This window comes from Desulfuromonas carbonis, assembly GCF_054658035.1.
In genome coordinates, this window is the sequence record NZ_BAAHXR010000003.1 from 1525857 (window position 1) to 1545546 (window position 19690).

Sequence of the window (19690 nt, forward strand, 5' to 3'; positions counted from 1 at the left end):
TGCTATAACGGCACGGGTGTGCAATTCCTTCCAAGGAGCGACGGTATGTTCGGTCCCCAGTCCTCATCCTTCGTCATGTATGACGAAGAGTTCAAGCGCATCAACGTTGTCATCGAGAAGTTGCTGCGCGAGGCTAACGCCAAGGTCATCTTCCTGGTCGACAAGAACGGCCAGCTGATCGCGGCGACCGGCGAAACCGAGCATCTCGACACGACCAGCCTCGCTTCGCTGACCGCGGGGAATATTGCCGCTACCGGTGGTCTCGCCAAGTTGCTCGGCGAAAAAGAATTTTCCATCCTCTTCCATGAAGGGGAGAAGGACAACCTGCATATCTCCATCGTTGCCAGCCGGGTGATCCTGGTCGTCATCTTCGACCAGCGTTCCTCCCTCGGGCTGGTGCGGCTGCGGGTCAAGAAAGCGAGCGACGAACTCGCCACGATCTTTGAGGATCTGGCGAAAAAGACCGCCGAGGAGGCCAAAGGCGGACATGCCCAGAGCCCCTTCGCTGAAATCACCGACGACGATATCGATAATCTTTTCAAGTGATGGGGTAGGCGTTCATGTCTTTTATCAACTACGCCTCGCGCGAGATCAACTGCAAGATCGTCTATTACGGGCCGGGCCTCTGCGGCAAGACCACCAACCTGCAGTTCGTCTACCAGAAGACCTCTCCGGAAGCCAAGGGGAAGATGATCTCCCTCGCCACCGAAACCGAGCGGACCCTCTTCTTCGACTTCCTTCCCCTTGCCCTTGGCGAGATTCGCGGTTTCAAGACCCGCTTTCACCTCTACACCGTTCCCGGCCAGGTCTTCTACGACGCCTCGCGCAAGCTGATCCTCAAGGGGGTGGACGGGGTCGTTTTCGTCGCCGATTCCCAGGAGGAGCGGCTTGACGCCAACATCGAGAGCCTCGAAAACCTCAAGGTCAACCTGGAGGAGCAGGGCTACCAGCTCGAGAAGCTCCCCTTCGTCATGCAGTACAACAAGCGCGACCTCCCCAACGTCACCCCGGTTGAAGAGCTGCGCGCCCTGCTCAACCCGGACGGCGTTCCCGAATTCGAAGCCTGTGCCACCACCGGCGAGGGGGTCTTCGAAACCCTTAAGGCCGTGGCCAAGCTGATCCTCGTCGATCTGAAGAAGGGTGGCAGCTGAAAAGTTCTTGACAGCCCCCGGGCAATCCCTTATATTCCGTCCCTGTCATATCATTCCCCGGTAGCTCAGTCGGTAGAGCAGGTGGCTGTTAACCACCCTGTCGCTGGTTCGAATCCGGCCCGGGGAGCCAGTTATCCCCAAAAGTGGGCACTCCTTCGCGGACGCCCACTTTTGCTTTATGAACCATCCCTGTCAGTGCCGCAGAGCTCCCCCTGATCCGCAATTCCTGCCCCTCTCCTGATTCCCTCTATCCGCCGCCTCACGGCAACCAGCAGAATCAAGAATGTCCTGCCGCTGTGCCTGATGTCGGTGGGCGCCGGCTCCTTTCGACCTAACGGCTTCAGCACCGCGTCGATACCCGTTGCGTTGCAGCTCTGGCCGTCGTTCAGGGCCATCCGGCTTTTGATCAGTCCGATATTGGCATCGCGTTTTGCCAAATGTTTTTCCGGCTATTCCCATACGGGCCAAATTCAGTTATCCTCGGCCCGAGCATTTTTACTTCGTGTTTATTCGTTCCCCGGTAAATTTGCACAGGAAAAATTACCGACTTTTCACGGCAGTCACGGGCTGCGACAAGGCAAAGCCGTGGGAACACCGGGCTGGCTGCCGGCCGTTCCTGGCTGATTCGGGAGCGCCACTAGCTGTTTGACGGATAAGCTTGGCCCTGGTGGGGTGGACCCACATCGGCTCCTGTCTGGTCGCTCGGCGGGTTTCAGCCGGAATTGCCCTGCAGCCGGGACCATCCGGAGACAAAATGAGAACCGAGGAATCGGATCCGCAGCGCCCCGATCAACCAAAAGGCCGCTACTTGCTGACCCTCGCCCTGACGGCCACCGGTGTCGTCTACGGTGACATCGGCACGAGCCCCCTTTACGCGATCCGGGAGTGCTTCGGGGAGCACAACCTGCTGCAGGTGACCCCCGCCAATATCCTGGGCGTCCTCTCCCTGATTTTCTGGTCGCTGGTCCTGGTGATCTCCCTCAAATACCTGGTCTTCATCCTCCGGGCCGACAACCACGGGGAAGGCGGCATCCTGGCCCTGACTGCCCTGGTGGCGCCGCTGCAGGCGCAGGCCAAAGGGGGGCGTTTGCTCCTGATCCTGCTCGGGCTGTTCGGGGCGGCTCTCCTCTACGGGGACGGGATGATTACCCCGGCCATCTCGGTGCTGAGCGCAGTCGAGGGGCTGGGAGTCGCCACCCCGCTCTTCGATCCCTACATCATCCCGCTGACGGTCGCCATCCTGGTCGGGCTCTTCTGGTTCCAGCACAAGGGGACGGCCGGCGTCGGGGCCATTTTCGGGCCGATCACCCTGGTCTGGTTCGTCGTCCTCTCCGCTCTCGGCATCCACCAGATTTTGCGGCAGCCGGGGGTGATCAAAGCCGTCAACCCCTGGTACGGGCTCGAATTTTTCCTGCAGAACGGCGGGCTCGGCTTCCTGGTCCTGGGGTCGGTCTTCCTGGTGGTGACCGGCGGCGAGGCGCTCTATGCCGACATGGGCCACTTCGGCACCCGCCCCATTCGGCTGGCCTGGTTCGCGGTGGCCCTGCCGGCGCTGCTCCTCAACTATTTCGGCCAGGGCGCCCTGCTGATCCGGCAGCCGGAACTGGTGATCAACCCTTTCTACCACATGGCTCCCGACTGGGCGCTCTATCCCCTGGTCGTCATGGCAACCCTGGCGACCGTGATCGCCTCGCAGGCGGTGATCTCGGGCGCTTTCTCCCTCACGCGGCAGGCGATTCAGCTGGGCTACAGCCCGCGCCTCGATATCGAGCACACCTCGGCCCGGGAGATGGGCCAGATCTACCTGCCGACGGTAAACTGGGCCCTGATGGCCGCCTGTATCTGCCTGGTCCTCGGCTTCCGCTCTTCCAGTCACCTCGCCGCAGCCTACGGGGTCGCCGTTACCACCACCATGGTGATCACCACGCTGCTGTTCTACTTCGTCGCCGTGCATCGCTGGCACTGGCCGGTGCTCCTGGCCGCCGTTCTCAGCGCCGGGTTTCTGGTCTTCGACCTCGCCTTCTTCGGCGCCAACATGCTCAAGATCGCCCATGGTGGCTGGTTCCCGATCCTGGTGGCGGCACTCGTCTTTACCGCCATGACCACCTGGAAAAGAGGGCGGCGGCTGCTGATGCAGCGGCTTCGTGGCACCACCACGACGCTGGAATCTTTCCTGGCAAACCTGGATGCCGCCGCGCCGACCAGGGTTCCGGGTACGGCGGTTTTCATGAACGGTGACCCGGAAAGAACGCCTTCGGCGCTGCTCCACAATCTCAAGCACAACCGAGTGCTGCACGAACGGGTGCTCATCCTCAGTGCCATCACCGAAGAAATTCCCCACGTTCCGCGCCGGGAGCGGACTTCGACGGAACGGCTCGGCGCGGGGATTTACCGGATCATTCTCCATTACGGATTCATGGAAAACCCGGATGTTCCCCGGGCACTCTCGCGTATTGCCCTCGACGGCTGGGAGTTCGATCCAGCACAGGCCACCTATTTCCTCGGCCGTGAGACCCTCATCTCCACCAGCCGGCCCGGCATGGCGCGCTGGCGGGAGCATCTCTTCATTTTCATGTCGCGTAATGCGCGCAACTCCACCTTCTTTTTCGGGTTGCCGCCGAACCAGGTGGTGGAACTGGGGGCCCAGCTCGAAATCTAAGGGCTCGTCCCGCTGCTCAATCGCAGCGGGGACAGCTGGGGGAAGGCGAAGGGAGAGCAAATGAAGCTGCGAACCAAAATCCTTGGCGGTTATGCGATCCTGCTGATCCTCATGATCGTGGTCTGGAGCTGGGCGGTGGCGAGCCTCTTCCTGCTCGGCCGGGCGGGTGAGGCAATTCTGCAGGAGAACTTCGCCAGCATCCTCGCCGCCGAGAACATGATCGACTTCATCGAACGGCAGGACAGCGCCGTCCTGTTGCTGCTGCTCGGTTACGAGGAAGAGGGGCGCGCCCAGTTCCGGGGTAACGAGGTCGAATTCGCGGGCTGGCTGGGCCGGGCCCGGGGGAACATCACCATCGCCGGAGAGGAGAAGGTCATCGCGGCGATCGCTGCCGGTTATCGCGATTATCTCGCCAGCTATGCGCGGATTTCGCAGTTCCTTCCCGCCGGCCGGCAGCAGGCGGGAGGGTATTACCATGAAACGATGCTCCTGCAGTTTCAGCAGGTGCGGGATGCCTGCCTGGCCCTGCGCGAGATGAACCAGCAGGCGATGGTCGAGGCTTCCGCCCGCGCGCACCAAACCTCGCGGCGGACCATCGTCTACATGACCGGGATCGGCGTGGTGACGGGCGGGCTCGGCCTCTTTTTCAGCATTCTTCTCTCCGGCATCCTGATGCGCCCGCTTTCGGCCATGTCACAAGCCACCGAACGGATTGCCGAGGGGGACTACGAGGTCAAACTGGAGGTTGCGTCGCGGGACGAACTCGGCCAGCTGGCCCGCCGTATCATGACCATGAGCCACAAGCTCAAGGCCTTTCACGAACTCAATGTCGGCCGCCTGGTCCAGGAAAAGCGCAAGGGGGAGGCGATCCTGCGCAGTATCGGCGATGGCCTGATCGTGGTCGACGAGGAGTTGCGGGTCACGGCCATCAACCCGGAGGCGTGCAAAATCGCCGGTCGATCGCACGCCGAGGCGACCGGCCGGCACTTTTTCGACCTGATCCGCGACCAGGCACTGTTCGAAAGAGTCGAGCAGACCGCCGCCAGCGGCACCACCCCCGAGTCCGGAGAGGATCAAGGCCTGCTGCGGATGGAGAAGGAGGGGGCGGAGCTTTTTTTCCGCACCACTGTAACCCCGGTCAAGTCGGAAGGGGGAGAGACCGTGCAGGGGGTGGTGGTCCTGCTGCAGGACGTCACCCGCCTCAAGGAACTGGAACGGCTCAAAAGCGAATTCGTGCTCGCTGCCTCCCACGAGCTGAAAACCCCGCTGACCGGCCTCGCCATGAGCATCGCTCTGCTGGAAGAAGAGTCGACGGGAAAAACCCCGCGCGAGCGGGAGTTGTTGCTTGCTGCCCGCGAGGAGACCGAACGCCTGCGGGCGTTGGTCGCCGATCTGCTCGATCTCTCCCGGATCGAATCGGGACGCATCGAGATGGAAATCGTGCCGGTGGCGGCCACGGTTCTGATCGAAAAGGCCTTTGTGGCCTTCCAGTCCCAGACCCAGGCGGCCGGCATCGAGCTAACACAGTCCGTCCCGGACGATCTGCCACCTGCCCTGGCCGACCCGAACAAGATCACCTGGGTGTTGAGCAACCTGCTTTCCAACGCCCTGCGCTATACTCCGCGGGGCGGCCATATCCGGATGCGCGCCGAGCAGGGAGGGGGGTGGCTCTATCTCAGCGTCTGCGACGACGGCGCCGGCATCCCGGTTGAGTACCAGTCGCGGGTTTTCGAGAAATTTATCCAGGTCAAAGGCGACCACCAGGGGGGCAGCGGCCTCGGCCTGGCGATCTGCCGGGAGATCGTCCGCGCCCACGGCGGCAATATCTGGGTCGAATCCTTCCCCGGTAAAGGGAGTACCTTTACCTTCACTCTCAAAGCGGCGCCCGGCGCCGGATTAAAACCGAACAGGGAGGCTCTAGATGCCTGAATTGAAGATTCTGATCGTCGATGATGAAAAGAACATACTGATGACGGTACGTCATGCCCTGGAGCCGAAGGGGTATGAAGTGGTCGCGGCGACTACCGGCGAAGAAGCGCTGCGGCAGTTGGAGCAGCAGTCCTTCGATCTGCTGCTCCTCGATCTCAGGCTCCCCGGCATCGGCGGCATGAGCGTGCTGCAAACGGTCAGTGAACAACACCCCCAGGTGCCGGTGGTGATCGTCTCCGCCTATGGCACGGTGGGTAACGCGGTGGAAGCGATGAAGCTCGGCGCTATCGATTTTCTGGAAAAACCCTTCTCTCCCGAAGAGTTGCGGGAAACAGTGCGGCGCATCCTCGCCCGCCGGGAGCTGCCCGAAGCGGCGGCGGATTATGACAGCTGCATCGCCCTGGCCAAGAAATGCGTCAGCGAGCGCCGGTTCGACGCCGCCATCGAACACGCCCGCCGCGCTATCGGCGCAGATCCGTCCCGACCCGAGGCCTTCAACCTGCTCGGCGCCTTCAGCGAGGTACAGCGCGTCCCCCTGGAGGCGCAGAAATATTACCGGGCGGCACTGGAACTCGATCCTGCCTTTGCGCCGGCCCGCCATAACCTGACCCGCCTGGTCGAAGGGAAGCCGGGCCGGGTGGAACTGGGACAGGAGTAAGCCATGACCGCGAAACACCCAGGGAAAACCTGGCTTCAGTACGTGGTGGTGGTCGGTTGCGGCCGGCTCGGCTCGCTCCTGGCGGGCCAGCTGAGCCAGGTGGGGAGCAGCGTGGTCGTCATCGATCGGGAGGAGGCCGCCTTCGCCCTGCTGGCTCCGGAGTTCAGCGGCTTCCGCATCACCGGCGATGCGGTAGAGATGGAGGTCCTGCAGGCCGCCAAGGTGCACAAGGCCGGTTGCCTGCTGGCGGTGACCGAGGACGACAACGTCAATCTGATGGTTGCCCAGGTCGCCCATGAGGTCTTCAAGGTGCCCCGGGTGATGGCACGGGTCTTCGATCCGCGCCGGGAGACCATCTACCGGGAGTTCGGCATCGAGACGGTCAGCCCGACCAAGCTTTCGGCGGAAGCCCTGCTGGCCGCCCTTGGGGAGTGCCGGGAGGGGGAATCATGAGGGTCATTCTGGTCGGTGAAGGGAAGATTCTCTACTTTCTTGCCCGGCAGTTTGCCAGCAAGGGGCATACGACCACCATCGTCACCGCGGATCACGGCCAGGCCGGCACGCTGTCCCGACGGGTCCGGGCGACCGTGCTCCATGGGGACGGCAGCGACCCCGGCGTCCTGGAAGAGGCCGGGGCCCGCCGCGCCGATGTGGTGCTGGCCTTGACGCCGAGGGATCAGGACAATCTTGCCGTCTGCCAGATCGCCTGCCGCATGTTTCGGGTGCCGCGGACCGTCGGCCTGGTCAACGATCCGGAAAACGAGGAGGTCTTTCGCCAGCTCGGCGTTTCGGTGGCCTTTTCCGCTACCCAGATCATCGCGCGGATTATCGAGGAACGCGCCGGCTTCGAGGAGATTGCCAGCCTGATTCCGGTCGCCGAGGGGAAGGTCACTGTGTCGGAGGTAGCGTTGCGGGCCGAGTCCCCGGTGGTGGAGCGGGAACTGCAGCGCATCGCGTTTCCCGAGGGTGCACTGATCGGTGGCATCATCCGCGCGGGTGAAGTGATCGTACCGCGCGGAAGCACCCGCCTGCAGGGGGGGGATCGCCTGATTGTCATCAGTCAGCCCGACTGCTACGATCAGGTCCTGCGCCTGCTGACCGGGGAAGAGAGCTGATGAGCGATCCTCGTTATGCCCGCTTTCTGCGTGGGCGCTATCGGATTCTGCTCGGCTATGTCGGGCTGATCGATGTCCTGGTGGGGGGGTTGATCCTCTCACCCTGCCTGCTGCTGGGGGCTTTCCCCGGGGAACTGGCCGTGGCCTGGGGGTTGGCTGCGCCCGGGCTGATGCTGATTGCCATCGGCGGGGCGCTGTGGCGGGTCTGCCTGCCACGGGGTGGTGAAAGCCTCACGCTGCAGGAAGGGGCTGTGGTCGTACTCCTCGCCTGGATTTCTGCGGTTGTTATCGGCGCGCTCCCCTTTATGGCGGTCGGCGGCCTGAATTTCACCCAGGCGGTTTTCGAGTCGACCAGCGGCTGGACCACCACCGGGCTTTCCGTGGTCGATGTGACCGCCGCGCCGCGCCTGCTGCTCCTCTACCGCAGCGTCATGCAGCTCGCCGGCGGGGCGGGACTTGCGGTGATCATGCTGAGTGCCCTGGCCGGTCCTGCCGGGACCGGATTGAGCGCGGCCGAGGGGCGCGCCGATCAGTTGGTGCCAAATGTGCGCCGCTCGGCCAAGCTGGTGGTGACCATCTACAGCGGCTATGTCCTCTGTGGATGGCTGGCCCTGATGCTCTCCGGAATGGGCTGGTTCGATGCGATCAACCATGCCTTTGCCGCCATCTCCACCGGAGGCTTCTCCACCCGCCCCGAATCGATCGGCTACTGGGACAGTCCCCTGGTCGAGGGGACCACCGTGGTGCTGATGCTGCTCGGCACCATGAACTTCGTCACCAGTTATGCCCTGCTGCACGGCAAGTTCCGCGCGGTGGGGCGAAACGGTGAGATCCGGCTACAGGCCCTGCTCCTCCCGACGCTGGCGCTGGTGGTTCTTTTCGGGGTGACCTCCGGGCTTTACCCGACCCTCGGCAAACAACTGCGGGTCGCCATCTTTGAGGTCGTTACCGCCCTCTCCACCACCGGTTTCTCCACCGTCGGCTACGGCGACTGGAACGGTCTCGGCTGGCTGGTGCTCATTGTGCTGATGCTCATCGGCGGCGGCACCGGCTCCACTGCCGGCGGCCTCAAGCAGTACCGGGTCTACGCCCTGTACCGGGCCCTGCTCTGGGAAGGAAAACGGATGCTGCTGCCGCGGGGAGCGGTGACCATGCCGGATGTCTGGGTGGGGGACACCCCCCGCTTTCTCGGCGATGGGGAGTTGCGGCAACTGGCGACTTTCGCCTTTCTCTACCTGGCGACCCTGGCGGGCGGAACCGGGGTCCTTACCGCCTATGGCTATTCATTGAAGGAAAGCCTCTTCGAGTTCGCCAGCGCCCTGGGGACGGTGGGACTGTCGGTCGGGGTGACCTCTGCCACCGCCCCCGCAGGCCTGCTTTGGACCGAAACCCTGGGCATGATTCTCGGTCGTCTGGAGTTTTTTGTGATATTTATCGGGCTGAGCCGGCTTGTTGCCAACGTTGCGGCCATGATGGGATCGGCACACAAGGGAGAATAAAGATGGCTGTATATCGGTTTGTCCTATATTGTCTTTTTGGACTGCTTCTGAACGGTTGCCAATCAGATCAGAACAGCGGACCCTGGCTACCAGTGCTGGAGCCGACCAGCTACAGCTCCCTTGAAAGTTCTGTCTCCAAAGCGCTCAAGGTGATCCATCAGGTCGAAGAAGATCTTGAGAATAGTAAGCAAGAAGATGCATCGAAAAAGCTTCTGGAGGCTCAAAGTGCATTATTTGAATCAAAAGTTGGGTTCAATTCCCCGCAGCTTGCTGCGCGATTTTTACTAAGGGTGTAGGCTGTTGATACCCCGTAGCTTGCTGCGGGGTAGTTCATTTGAAATACTACTTCCTTCCTATGGTGGAAATCCGTCAGCTCGTCTATGACGCAGGACGGTTGCACGGACTCGGCCGTCTGCATGATGCTTTGGGTCAGTTAGCCCAGGCGGACCATCTTTTAGGAGTGATTGAATCCCATGGAAACGCCCCTTTTCATCAGGCTCTGCAAGAACCACGGGTCATGATCGAAAAGATACGTGAAACACTGGAACAGGGGCGTCAGACCACCTCAACCAAGTATCAGGTGGAATTTTCTCCTCTGGCCAACCATCAATTCAGAGAACTTGGCCACAAGATTAACATGATGGTGATTAAAGGGGATCTGATCCTCTCCGGGGTCGAATTTAACCGCCCGAAACAGGACTCCAAGTAGGCATGAACTCTTCCCTTGTGATCAAAACAATAAAAAACCTCTCGCCGGCCCAGGCGCTGGTTTTTTACTATGCCCTGGCCATACTGATCGGCAGCTTGCTGCTGGCCACCCCCTGGGCGGCCCATGGCACGCCCCTCTCGCTGCTCGATGCCCTGTTCACCGCGACCTCGGCCCAATGCGTGACCGGGCTGATCGTGGTCGATACCGGGACCAAACTCACCCTTTTCGGGCAATGCGTCGTGCTGGTACTGATCCAGATCGGGGGGCTGGGGATCATGACCTTCTCGGTCTACCTCTTCATTTACCTGAAGGTCGGGGTGAGCAGCCGGGGGCGCTGGATTATCCACGAGACCCTGATGCACTCCCCGGTCAGCTCCTGGCGGGAGCTGATCCGGGGCATTTTTCTGCTCACCCTGGGAATCGAGGCGGTTGGGGCACTGCTGCTCGCTTTCGCCTTTGTGCCGGTTCTCGGCTTCTGGGACGGGATCTACAGCGCCCTGTTCCATTCCATCTCCGCCTTCTGCAACGCCGGGTTTTCGCTCTTTTCCGACAGCCTGGTCGGGTTCCGCGACAACCCGCTGGTCAACCTGACCGTCATGGCGCTGATCATTCTCGGCGGGATCGGCTTTCTGGTCATCCGGGAGTTGATCGAGGTTGGCAGAACGCGATCCCTGAAACGCTCGCAACGACCGAAACTTTCCCTGCACACCAAGATCGTGCTGGTCGCCAGTTCGTTTCTGATCGTCTACGGCGCGCTGATGATCGCCTGGCTGGAGGGGGGGAATGCCCTCGCCGGCATGCCGTTCATGGAGGGATTCTGGACCGCCCTGTTTCAGTCGGTCACTGCCCGCACCGCTGGGTTCAACACCATCGATCTGAATGCGTTTCGCGCGCCGACCGTCTTCCTGGTCATCTTCCTGATGTTTGTCGGGGCGTCGCCGGGATCGGCGGGGGGGGGCGTCAAGACTACCAGCATGGCGCTCTTCTTCGCGATTTTCTATAGCCGGCTCAAGGGGAACCAGCATACCAGCCTGTTTCGGCGCACCATTCCCGAGGAGGTGATTACCAAAGGCTTGGCCCTGGTGCTGCTTGCCATCATCCTGATTGCCCTGGCGCTCTTCGGCCTGATGATCGTCCAAAGCTCTGACCTTGCCCATGAAAACATGCGGGAATTTCTGGGCTACACCTTCGAGGCCTTCTCCGCTTTCGGTACCGTCGGTTTGTCGATCGGGGCGACCGCCAAGCTGAACCCCATGGGCAAGCTCATCATCATCCTGCTGATGTTCGTCGGCCGGGTGGGTCTTCTGACCATGGCCTTCGCCATCGCCGGGCGTGTCCGGCGGCATGCCCCGCGCTACGCCGAAGAAAACATCATGATCGGATAAGGGGAAAAACCGTTATGAAAAAGAAGTTTTGCGTCATTGGCCTGGGCAATTTCGGATATCACATCGTATCCACCCTGTACGCGGAAGGGCACGAGGTGACGGCGATCGACACCGACAAGGAGAAGGTCCAGGCGGTCAAGGATGTCTGCGACTACGCCATTCTGGGGGATGCCGCCAACAAGGATTTCCTGGCGTCGCAGGGTGTGCAGGAGATGGACGCGGTCGTGGTGTCAACGGGCGAGCATTCCCACCTCTCGACCCTGATGACCCTGTATCTCAAAGAGTTGAAGGTGCCGCGCATTGTGGTCAAGGCGATCAGCGAAGACCATGGTCGCATTCTCGACCGGGTCGGCGCCACCGATGTCATCTATCCGGAAAAGGACATGGCGATCCGCGCTGCCCGCAACCTGTCGAGCCCCAATGTCCTGGAATTCATTCCCCTCGCGGAAGACTACTCGCTCTCGGAGACCGCTCCCCCGAAACATTTCCTCGGCAAGACCCTGATCGACCTCGATCTGCGGAAAAAATTCCATCTCACCATCATCGCCATCAAGGATGTCCTGACTGACCAGTTCATCCCGGCCCCGCCCCCGACCTATCAGATCAAGGACAGCGACATCCTGGTCATTCTCGGGAAAACCGACGATATCGACAAGGCGCTGGAAGTCCGGAAGTAGCGGGTTTCCCTCCGGTCGACAGCGCGCACCGGGTTATTTGCCGGGCCCGGTTCCTGGTGGAGAGAGGCCGGTGACCAGGTTGGCGGCGAGAGTGCGCAGCAGCGTGAAGTAGGCCTCGGGCCCGGCCGCAAGGTCGGCGCCGAGGGGGTCGAGGATGCCGGTGCGGGCACCGGTCCCTGCGGTGAGGAGGGTCGCCAGTCGCGGCTCGAACTGGGGCTCGCTGAAGACGCAACGAGCCCCGACCTGTTTGATGCGGTTGCGGATTTCGCTGAGGCGGCGGGCGCCGGGGGTCCGTTCGGGACTGACGCTGATGGCGCCGGCGGGGCTGAGGCCGTAACGTGCCTCGAAGTAGGGGAAGGCGTCGTGAAAGACGATATAGGGGAGGCCGGCGACCGCTTGCAGCTGCTTCCGCAGCTCCTGGTCGAGAGCGGTCAGCCGTTGCCGGAGGTGGCCGGCATTGGCGCGGTAGCTCTCGGCGTTACCGGGGTCGATTTCGGCAAGCAGAGCTGATACCCCGGCGACGATCATCTCGGCATTGGTCGGATCGAGCCAGAGGTGCAGGTTCAGCTCGCCGTGACCGTGGCGATCCGCCCCGGTCCCTTCGCCGTGGTGTGCGGCGCTCTCCCAGACCCCGCCTTCCCGGGCCGGCAGCAGCTTGAGCCCCGGCAGGGTAGCGACAGAAAGGACCCGTGCCTTTGCCGCCAGGGTGGCGAGGGGGCGGTTGAGAAAGGTCTCGAAATCTTCCGAGATGCGGACCACCAGATCGGCCCGGCTCAGTTCGCGGGCGTCGGAGGGGCGCAGGCTGTAGCTGTGGGGGGACCCGGCGCCGGGGATCAGGAGGGTCGGTGTGCCGACCCCGGCCATGACGCCGGCGACCAGGGCGTGGAGGGGCTTGATGGTGACCACCACCTGCGGCGCGGCAACGGCGCTGGCCGCCGGGGTGAAGAGGGCCAGCAACAGCAGGAGGCGAAGGTGGGGGGCGGGCATGGGAATCTCCTTGAAAAAGGATGGCAGGATGTCGGCAAATTATTATGTTATATTGTTGCAAAAGGCAAGGGGAGGGAACCCGGAAAGATGACGACCAGCAAGGGATTGGCCTGCGCCGGCGAGCGCCATGACACGTGTATCGACCGCGCCATGACAGCGGCCGAACGGCTCTGCCGCGAACGCGGCCTGCGACTGACGCCGCTGCGGCGCCAGGTACTGGAGCTGATCTGGGGAAGCCACCGGCCGATCGGCGCCTATGCGCTGCTCGAAAAACTGCGGGAGCGTTGGGGCCGGACGGCACCGCCGACGGTCTACCGGGCCCTCGAGTTTCTCCAGGGGCAGGGACTGGTCCACCGCCTCGCCTCCCTCAACGCCTTTGCCGGCTGTGCCCGCCCCGGGCAGCCCCATGCCGGCCAGTTCCTGATCTGTGCCTCCTGCCAGAACCTGACCGAGATCGACGACCCGCAGCTGCATGGCGCTATCGCCGACAGCGCCGGGGCGGCCGGTTTTACCGTCCAGCATCCGACCGTCGAACTCCTCGGCCTCTGCGCCGCCTGCCGGAAGGAGGGGGAAATATGAGCCACGACCGGCAAGGCAGCGCCGGGGAAATATTGGCCGCCGCCGAAGCCGTCCACGTGCACCTGGGGCGGGGGGAGGTCCTTTCCGGGGTCGATCTGGAGGTGCGCCGCGGCGAGATCGTCACCATCGTCGGCCCCAACGGCGCCGGCAAGACCACCCTGTTGCGGGTGCTGCTCGGCCTGCTGGCGCCGACCGCGGGGCGGGTGGTGCTGAGCCCGGGGGTGCGCATCGGCTACATGCCGCAGCGGATCCAGGTCGATGCGGTACTCCCCTTGAGCGTGCGGCGCTTTCTGACCCTGACCGGGCAGCGCTCCCTCTCCGAGCTGCGCCGCGTCCTCGCCGAAGTCGGCGCACCGATGCTGCTGGATCGCCCGGTTCAGGCTCTTTCCGGCGGTGAGATGCAGCGCGTGCTCCTCGCCAAGGCGCTGCTGCGCGACCCCGACCTTCTCGTCCTCGACGAGCCGGTGCAGGGGGTCGATGTGCAGGGGCAGCTCGAACTCTTCGGCCTGATCAGCCGAATCCGCCAGGAGCGCGGCTGTGCGGTGCTGATGGTCTCTCACGACCTGCACCTGGTGATGGCCGCCACCGACCGGGTCGTCTGCCTCAACCGCCACGTCTGCTGTACCGGAACCCCGGACGCGGTCCAGGGGAGCGCCGCCTTTATCGAGCTCTTCAGTCCCCAGGTGGTGGCCAACCTGGCGATCTATGCCCATCAGCACGACCATTCCCACGACCCGGTCAGCGGCAAGGAGAACAACCATGGATGACTTCCTGCTGCGCGCCCTGCTCGGCGGCGTCGGCGTCGCCGTGGTCGCCGGCCCCTTCGGCTCCTTCGTCGTCTGGCGCCGCCTCGCCTACTTCGGCGACACCCTATCCCATTCGGCGCTGCTCGGCGTCGTCCTCGGCTTTCTCTTCCACTTCAATCTGACCCTGGGGGTGGTCGTCGTCTGCCAGTTGCTGGCGCTCCTCCTCTTTCTGCTGCAGCGGCAAAAACAGATCGCCGGCGACACCCTGCTCGGTATCCTCTCCCACAGTGCCCTGTCGCTGGGACTGGTGCTTCTCGCCCTGGTCGAGACCCTGCGCATCGATCTCCTCTCCTACCTGTTTGGCGACATTCTCGCCATCGGCAACGCTGATCTCGCCTGGATCTTCGGCGGCGGCACTCTGGCCCTTGCCGCTCTCGCCCGGCTCTGGCGCCCGCTGCTGGCAATCACCGTGCACGAGGACCTGGCCCGGGTCGAGGGGGTGCCGGTCGCTTTCGTCAACTGGGCGTTCCTGGCGATGATGGCGCTGGTCATCGCCCTGCTGATGAAGGTGGTCGGCCTGCTGCTGGTCACTTCGCTGCTGATCATTCCGGCGGCCGCGGTACGACGCTTCGCCACCACCCCGGAAGGGATGGCGCTATTGGCCGCGCTCTGCGGTGGCCTGGCGGTGGTCGCCGGGCTCGCCGCTTCCTACCGCTGGGATACGCCGGCCGGTCCCTCGATCGTGGTGGCGGCCGCGCTCCTTTTTGTTGCCGCGCAGCTCCTTCCGCGGCGCGGGACCTGAAGAATTTTCGGCAGATAGAACTGGGAAGGGGAGGGGGAAGGTTGAACTCAGGCGCCGAGAACGCCGTCACGAGTCGACTCCTTGACCCGGTACATGGCGAGATCGGCGGCACTGATCAGCTGCTCCTTGTCGGCGGCATCGTCGGGAAAAGTGGCGACGCCGAAGCTCGCCGTCAGGTGAATCACCTGACCGGCATCGTTAAAGAAGCGGTGCTCGCGGATGGTTCGGCGCAGGTGGTCGGCCATAACCAGGGCGCCCTGCTTGTCGGTGGCCGGCAGGATGATGACAAACTCGTCGCCGCCGTAGCGGGCCGGGAGGTTGACGCGCCGGGTCGATTCGCGGATCAGCCGGCCGGTCTCGCTCAAAACCCGGCTGCCGACCAGGTGCCCCCAGCTGTCGTTGACCTGCTTGAAGTGGTCGAGGTCGATGAAGACGACGGAGAGGGGGGTCCGGTAGCGGCTGGCGCGCTCGATTTCGTATTCGAGCAGGGAGTGGAAGTGGCGGTCGTTGAAGAGGCCGGTCAAGTCGTCGGTGATCGTCAGCTGGCTGATCTTTTCGACGTGGCGGGCGTTGTCGATGGCGATGGCAACGAAGTCGGCAACGGCGGTCAGGATCGCCAGGTCCTCCTCGTCGAAACGCCCCTCGGTGTGACTGTTGATCAGTTCGACGACGCCAAGCACCCTGGCGCGAATCCGGACCGGCACGCAGACGATGGAGTGGGTGGTGAAGGAGACCGCCTCGTCGACCTGGGGGGCGAAACGCGGATCGCGGTTGACATCGGGGATCAGCAACGGTTCGCCATGCTCGACGACCCAGCCGGCGATCCCCTGCCCCTTGGCGAGGCGCAGCCCCTTGAGCGCGGCGGCGGCCGGTGAGACCGCGATCTCGAAGGTGAGCTCCCCGGTCTGCTCGTCGACCAGCAGCAGCGACCAGCTCTGTGACTTCAGCAGCAGGCTGACCTTTTCCAGAATCAGGTTGAGCACCTCGGAGAGGCTCAGGGTCGAGGTCAACGCCTTGGCGATCTCCACCAGGATCGCCAGTTCACGGTTGCGCCGTTCCAGGACAGATAGAAGCTGATTGTCGGTGTTGACCGTCATGTGCAGATTCCCGTGGGGGTTGCAGGATAAAAGCAGGCCCCAGAAATATACCACACGCTTCTCCATCTCGCCCCGAAACCGCCAGGTCTCTCCTGTCGTGCCTGCCATGGCGGCCATTCACTCCGCCGCACCCTCTCCCCGCCCCACGCCACAAATGGTTTTTGACAGTGGTATAATTTGCGCCATCGACACTTTTGTTAAAAAAATCAAAAAAACTCTTGACAGGGCGGAGCGGCTCGTTTAAAAAGGGACAAAAATAACCTTAAAGGTCATCAATTATGATGGGTCTGACCCGCAAAGGCGAATACGCGATTCGCGGCATGATCTACCTGGCGGCCCAGCCGCCGGGAAGCCTGGTCCTGGTCCAGGAGATCGCCGCTGCCACCGAGGCGCCGGTCAGTTTTCTCGCCAAGATTTTCCAGGAGTTCGCCAAGAGCGGCCTGGTCCATTCGGTCCGCGGCTCGGGGGGCGGCTTCACCCTCGCCCGGTCCGCCGCCGAGATCAGCCTGTTGCAGGTGGTGGAAATTGTCGAAGGGCCGATCCTGCCCAATCGCTGCCTGGAGGATCGGGAGCGCTGCGATCGCCGCAACGGCTGCCGAGTGCACGAAGTCTGGCGCCGGATCCAGCAGCAGACGGTGGCGACGCTGCGACAGGTGACCCTGGCGGAGATCGCCCATTGATACGGGAGGCGAAAATGAGTGTCGGCATTGTCAACAACCTGCTTGCCATGTACGTCGAGGGGTTTCGCGCCATGCGGCTCGGCCGGACCCTGTGGACGATCATCCTGGTGAAGCTGATCCTCCTCTACACCCTTGCCCGCTTACTCTTCCCCGATCCGTTGCAGGAGAACTTCGCCAATGACCGGGAGCGCGCCGACCACGTCCTCGGGCAACTGGTGCGCCCCCCACCTGCAGCCGACGCCAGGTAATGAGCTCTTCCCGGCCTTATGAAACAGGCCGGGAAGGAAAGCAATCCGGTCCCTGAACCCTCAGCCATGGAGGCACCCGTGCTGGAACAGATCGATTTTACCCAGGTCAACTGGGCGCGCGCCCAATTTGCCCTCACTGCCATGTTTCACTGGATTTTCGTACCGCTCACCCTCGGCCTCTCCTTTCTCGTCGCCTTTTTCGAGAGCATCTACGTCAAGACCGGCAATCCCGAATGGAAGCGCCTCACCCGCTTCTGGATGAGCCTGTTCGCCATCAACTTCGCCATCGGGGTGGCGACCGGCATCATCATGGAGTTCGAGTTCGGCACCAACTGGTCGAACTACTCCTGGATGGTCGGTGACATCTTCGGGGCGCCGCTGGCGGTGGAAGGAATCTTTGCCTTCTTCATCGAGGCGACCTTTTTCGCGGTGATGTTCTTCGGCTGGGACCGGGTGTCGCAGAAGACCCACCTCTTTGCGACCTGGATGGTGGCGGTCGGCTCCAATCTCTCGGCGCTCTGGATCCTGGTCGCCAATGGCTGGATGCAGCTCCCCGTCGGCATGACTTTCAACCCCGACCTCGCCCGCTTCGAGATGACCAACTTCTGGGCGGTCCTCTTCTCGCCGGTGGCCATCAGCAAGTTTACCCACACTACTGCTTCCGGCTTCATGCTCGCCTCGGTCTTCGTCATCGGCGTCAGTTCCTGGTTCCTGCTCAAGGGGCGCCACCTGCAGCTGGCCAAGCGCAGTATCCTGGTGGCGGCGACCTTCGGCCTCCTCTCCGGGCTCTTCGTCGCCTTCTCCGGCGACGAGGCCGCCTTCACCAACGCCCACCACCAGCCGATGAAGCTGGCGGCCATGGAATCGCTCTACAATGGCGGAGTGCCAACCGGCCTGATTCCTTTCGGCATCCTCGACCCCGCCAAACGCCCCGGCGACAGCAAGGATCCCTTCCTGGTCAAGGTCGAGGTGCCGGGGGTCCTCTCCCTGCTTGCCAACCGGATTCTGACCAGCTTCGTCCCGGGGATCAACGATCTGGTTTACGGCAACCCCGAACAAAACATCCTCGCCACCGGGGTGAAGATCGAACGGGGCCGGATCGCCATAGCTGCCCTCGCCGACTACAAGGAGGCGCGACAGGCCGGCGACGAGCCTGCGGCGCAGAGCGCCCTCGCCACCCTGCGCGCCAACCAGGAGTTTCTCGGCTACGGCTACCTCGATCGGCCGGAGGATGCGGTACCTCCGGTGGCGCTCACCTTCTACAGCTTCCGCGCCATGATCGCCCTGGGCACGATTCTGATGCTGGTCTTCGTTCTCTTCCTCTACTTCACCTGGACCGACCGCATCTCCCAGCAGCGCTGGCTGCTGCGCCTCGGTGTCCTCAGCATCTTTCTTGCCTACCTCGCCTCCGAGGCCGGCTGGATCGTCGCCGAGGTCGGCCGCCAGCCCTGGGCGATCCAGAACCTGTTGCCGGTGACGGTTGCCAATTCCAACCTGACCGCCGGGACGGTACAGACCACATTCTTCCTCTTTTTAGCTATCTTCACCACCCTGCTGATCGCCGAAATTCGCATCCTGCTCAAGCAGATCCAAACCGGACCGGAGGGCCACTGATATGATCGGACAACTCGCTCTTAGCCAGCTGCAGCAGCTCTGGTGGCTGATCGCCTCGCTGGTCGGCTCCCTCTTTTTGATGCTGACCTTTGTCCAGGGGGGGCAGACCCTCCTCTTCACCCTGCCGCGTTCGGACCAGGAGCGGCTGCTGCTGGTCAATTCCATCGGCCGCAAGTGGGAGCTGACCTTTACCACCCTGGTCCTCTTCGGCGGGGCCCTCTTTGCCGCCTTCCCGCTCTTCTACGCCACCAGCTTCGGCGGCGCCTACTGGGTCTGGATCCTGATCCTCTTCACCTTTGTCGGCCAGGCGGTGAGCTACGAATACCGGCGCAAACCGGCCAACCTGCTCGGCACCCGCAGCTTCGACATTTTCCTCTTCCTCAACGGCAGCGTCGGCCTGCTGCTGATCGGTGCCGCCGTCGGCACCTTCTTCACCGGCTCCAGTTTCAGCCTCAATGGCTACAATCTGGTGACCTGGCAGCATCCGCTGCGTGGTCTCGAGGCGGCCTTCAATCCCTTCAACGTCGCCCTCGGCCTCTTTCTGGTTTTCCATGCCCGGGTCCTCGGCTCCCTCTACCTGCTCAACAATATCGAGCACGACGGGCTCAACCAACGCTGCCGTCAGGCCGTTTTCGTCAACCTGCTGCTGGCGCTGCCGTTCCTCCTCTTCGTCCTCTTCCGCCTGGTGACCATGCCCGGTTACGCGGTCGACCCGGTCACCGGCAGCGTCAGCCTCGAAGCCGGCAAGTACCTGCACAACCTGCTGGCGATGCCGGCGGTCCTGGGGCTGCTGCTGGTTGGCCTGCTGCTGGTGGTCTGGGCAGTGGTTGCCGGCCGCTTTCTCGGCAGCCGGCGCGGCATCTGGTTCGCTGGCCCCGGGACGGTGCTGGTCGGCCTCGCCCTCTTCGCCCTGGCCGGCTACCACGATACCGCCTTCTATCCCTCCAGCTCCGATTTGCAGAGCAGCCTGACCATCCACAACGCCTCGAGTAGCCACTACACCCTGACGGTAATGAGTTACGTGGCGTTGGCGGTCCCCTTCGTCCTCGCCTACATCGCCTATTTCTGGCGGCTGATGGACGCCCGGTCGCTGACGCTGGAACAGCTCGAAGGCGAACATTCCCATGACCTCTACTGACCAAGGAGCTCGCCCAT

Annotated in this window: 22 protein-coding genes and 1 tRNA gene; 20 read left to right on the top strand and 3 right to left on the bottom strand. The window is 62.9% G+C overall.

What is annotated here, in order from left to right; translation table 11 throughout:
* The first annotated feature begins 45 nt into the window (after positions 1-45).
* The 3 genes from ACYQ8E_RS13960 (at position 46) to ACYQ8E_RS13970 (ending at position 1281) form a co-directional block, all read left to right on the top strand.
* Positions 46-546, top strand: a complete 501-nt coding sequence (locus ACYQ8E_RS13960) for a roadblock/LC7 domain-containing protein (protein ID WP_066723845.1) — start codon at positions 46-48, stop codon at positions 544-546.
* 14 nt (positions 547-560) lie between these two features.
* Positions 561-1151, top strand: a complete 591-nt coding sequence (locus ACYQ8E_RS13965; protein ID WP_066723848.1) for a GTP-binding protein — start codon at positions 561-563, stop codon at positions 1149-1151.
* A 54-nt stretch (positions 1152-1205) separates the two neighbouring features.
* Positions 1206-1281 (top strand) — tRNA-Asn (locus ACYQ8E_RS13970).
* 46 nt (positions 1282-1327) lie between these two features.
* On the opposite strand, the gene ACYQ8E_RS13975 is transcribed toward ACYQ8E_RS13970, so the two are convergent.
* Positions 1328-1588: a hypothetical protein gene (locus tag ACYQ8E_RS13975; RefSeq protein ID WP_066723851.1), complete on the bottom strand. Its 261-nt coding sequence runs from the start codon at positions 1586-1588 to the stop codon at positions 1328-1330.
* 317 nt (positions 1589-1905) lie between these two features.
* Here ACYQ8E_RS13975 and ACYQ8E_RS13980 point away from each other — a divergent pair, with 317 nt between their 5' ends.
* The 10 genes from ACYQ8E_RS13980 to ACYQ8E_RS14025 are packed head-to-tail and all read left to right on the top strand — an operon-like array spanning position 1906 to position 11782.
* A complete protein-coding gene (locus tag ACYQ8E_RS13980) occupies positions 1906-3810 on the top strand; it encodes a potassium transporter Kup (RefSeq protein WP_066723854.1) in 1905 nt (634 codons plus the stop codon).
* A 60-nt stretch (positions 3811-3870) separates the two neighbouring features.
* Positions 3871-5739 (top strand): sensor histidine kinase, encoded by a 1869-nt coding sequence (locus tag ACYQ8E_RS13985; protein ID WP_066723857.1) that lies wholly within the window; start codon positions 3871-3873, stop codon positions 5737-5739.
* A complete protein-coding gene (locus ACYQ8E_RS13990) occupies positions 5732-6397 on the top strand; it encodes a response regulator (RefSeq protein WP_066723860.1) in 666 nt (221 codons plus the stop codon). The genes ACYQ8E_RS13985 and ACYQ8E_RS13990 overlap by 8 nt, the downstream gene beginning before the upstream one ends.
* Before the next feature lie 3 nt (positions 6398-6400).
* A complete protein-coding gene (locus ACYQ8E_RS13995; RefSeq protein ID WP_066723863.1) occupies positions 6401-6850 on the top strand; it encodes a potassium channel family protein in 450 nt (149 codons plus the stop codon).
* Positions 6847-7512 carry a potassium channel family protein gene (locus tag ACYQ8E_RS14000; protein WP_066723866.1) on the top strand — a complete coding sequence of 222 codons (666 nt, stop codon included), beginning with the start codon at positions 6847-6849 and terminating at the stop codon, positions 7510-7512. The genes ACYQ8E_RS13995 and ACYQ8E_RS14000 overlap by 4 nt, the downstream gene beginning before the upstream one ends.
* A complete protein-coding gene (locus ACYQ8E_RS14005) occupies positions 7512-9011 on the top strand; it encodes a TrkH family potassium uptake protein (RefSeq protein WP_066723869.1) in 1500 nt (499 codons plus the stop codon). Before ACYQ8E_RS14000 ends, ACYQ8E_RS14005 begins: the two co-directional genes overlap by 1 nt.
* A 2-nt stretch (positions 9012-9013) precedes the next feature.
* Positions 9014-9307 carry a hypothetical protein gene (locus tag ACYQ8E_RS14010; protein ID WP_066723872.1) on the top strand — a complete coding sequence of 98 codons (294 nt, stop codon included), beginning with the start codon at positions 9014-9016 and terminating at the stop codon, positions 9305-9307.
* 38 nt (positions 9308-9345) lie between these two features.
* A complete protein-coding gene (locus ACYQ8E_RS14015; protein ID WP_157471721.1) occupies positions 9346-9720 on the top strand; it encodes a hypothetical protein in 375 nt (124 codons plus the stop codon).
* Positions 9721-9722: 2 nt separating this feature from the next.
* Positions 9723-11105, top strand: a complete 1383-nt coding sequence (locus ACYQ8E_RS14020) for a TrkH family potassium uptake protein (protein WP_066723882.1) — start codon at positions 9723-9725, stop codon at positions 11103-11105.
* Between the two features lie 14 nt (positions 11106-11119).
* Positions 11120-11782, top strand: coding sequence for a potassium channel family protein (locus tag ACYQ8E_RS14025; protein ID WP_066723885.1), 663 nt, complete (start codon positions 11120-11122; stop codon positions 11780-11782).
* 33 nt (positions 11783-11815) lie between these two features.
* On the opposite strand, the gene ACYQ8E_RS14030 is transcribed toward ACYQ8E_RS14025, so the two are convergent.
* Complete coding sequence (locus ACYQ8E_RS14030; RefSeq protein WP_066723887.1) at positions 11816-12769, bottom strand: zinc ABC transporter substrate-binding protein; 954 nt, start codon at positions 12767-12769, stop codon at positions 11816-11818.
* A gap of 87 nt (positions 12770-12856) precedes the next feature.
* Between ACYQ8E_RS14030 and ACYQ8E_RS14035 the strand changes: the two genes are divergently transcribed.
* The 3 genes from ACYQ8E_RS14035 to ACYQ8E_RS14045 are packed head-to-tail and all read left to right on the top strand — an operon-like array spanning position 12857 to position 14896.
* The gene (locus ACYQ8E_RS14035) at positions 12857-13348 is read left to right on the top strand and encodes a Fur family transcriptional regulator (protein ID WP_066723889.1); all 492 of its coding nucleotides are present in this window, start codon (positions 12857-12859) and stop codon (positions 13346-13348) included.
* Positions 13345-14115 carry an ATP-binding cassette domain-containing protein gene (locus ACYQ8E_RS14040; protein WP_066723892.1) on the top strand — a complete coding sequence of 257 codons (771 nt, stop codon included), beginning with the start codon at positions 13345-13347 and terminating at the stop codon, positions 14113-14115. Before ACYQ8E_RS14035 ends, ACYQ8E_RS14040 begins: the two co-directional genes overlap by 4 nt.
* Positions 14108-14896 (top strand): metal ABC transporter permease, encoded by a 789-nt coding sequence (locus ACYQ8E_RS14045; RefSeq protein WP_066723895.1) that lies wholly within the window; start codon positions 14108-14110, stop codon positions 14894-14896. The genes ACYQ8E_RS14040 and ACYQ8E_RS14045 overlap by 8 nt, the downstream gene beginning before the upstream one ends.
* A 47-nt stretch (positions 14897-14943) precedes the next feature.
* Here ACYQ8E_RS14045 and ACYQ8E_RS14050 read toward each other — a convergent pair whose 3' ends face one another.
* On the bottom strand, positions 14944-15993 hold the full coding sequence (locus ACYQ8E_RS14050; RefSeq protein ID WP_066729644.1) for a GGDEF domain-containing protein: 1050 nt from the start codon (positions 15991-15993) through the stop codon (positions 14944-14946).
* Positions 15994-16271: 278 nt separating this feature from the next.
* Here ACYQ8E_RS14050 and ACYQ8E_RS14055 point away from each other — a divergent pair, with 278 nt between their 5' ends.
* From ACYQ8E_RS14055 to cydB, 4 genes are all read left to right on the top strand, one after another.
* Complete coding sequence (locus ACYQ8E_RS14055) at positions 16272-16673, top strand: RrF2 family transcriptional regulator (protein WP_066723898.1); 402 nt, start codon at positions 16272-16274, stop codon at positions 16671-16673.
* Positions 16674-16687: 14 nt separating this feature from the next.
* A complete protein-coding gene (locus ACYQ8E_RS14060; protein ID WP_066723901.1) occupies positions 16688-16921 on the top strand; it encodes a DUF4492 domain-containing protein in 234 nt (77 codons plus the stop codon).
* Between the two features lie 78 nt (positions 16922-16999).
* Positions 17000-18535, top strand: a complete 1536-nt coding sequence (locus ACYQ8E_RS14065) for a cytochrome ubiquinol oxidase subunit I (RefSeq protein ID WP_197463715.1) — start codon at positions 17000-17002, stop codon at positions 18533-18535.
* Between the two features lies 1 nt (position 18536).
* Positions 18537-19673, top strand: coding sequence for a cytochrome d ubiquinol oxidase subunit II (cydB, locus tag ACYQ8E_RS14070; protein WP_066723903.1), 1137 nt, complete (start codon positions 18537-18539; stop codon positions 19671-19673).
* The last annotated feature ends 17 nt before the right edge of the window (positions 19674-19690 follow it).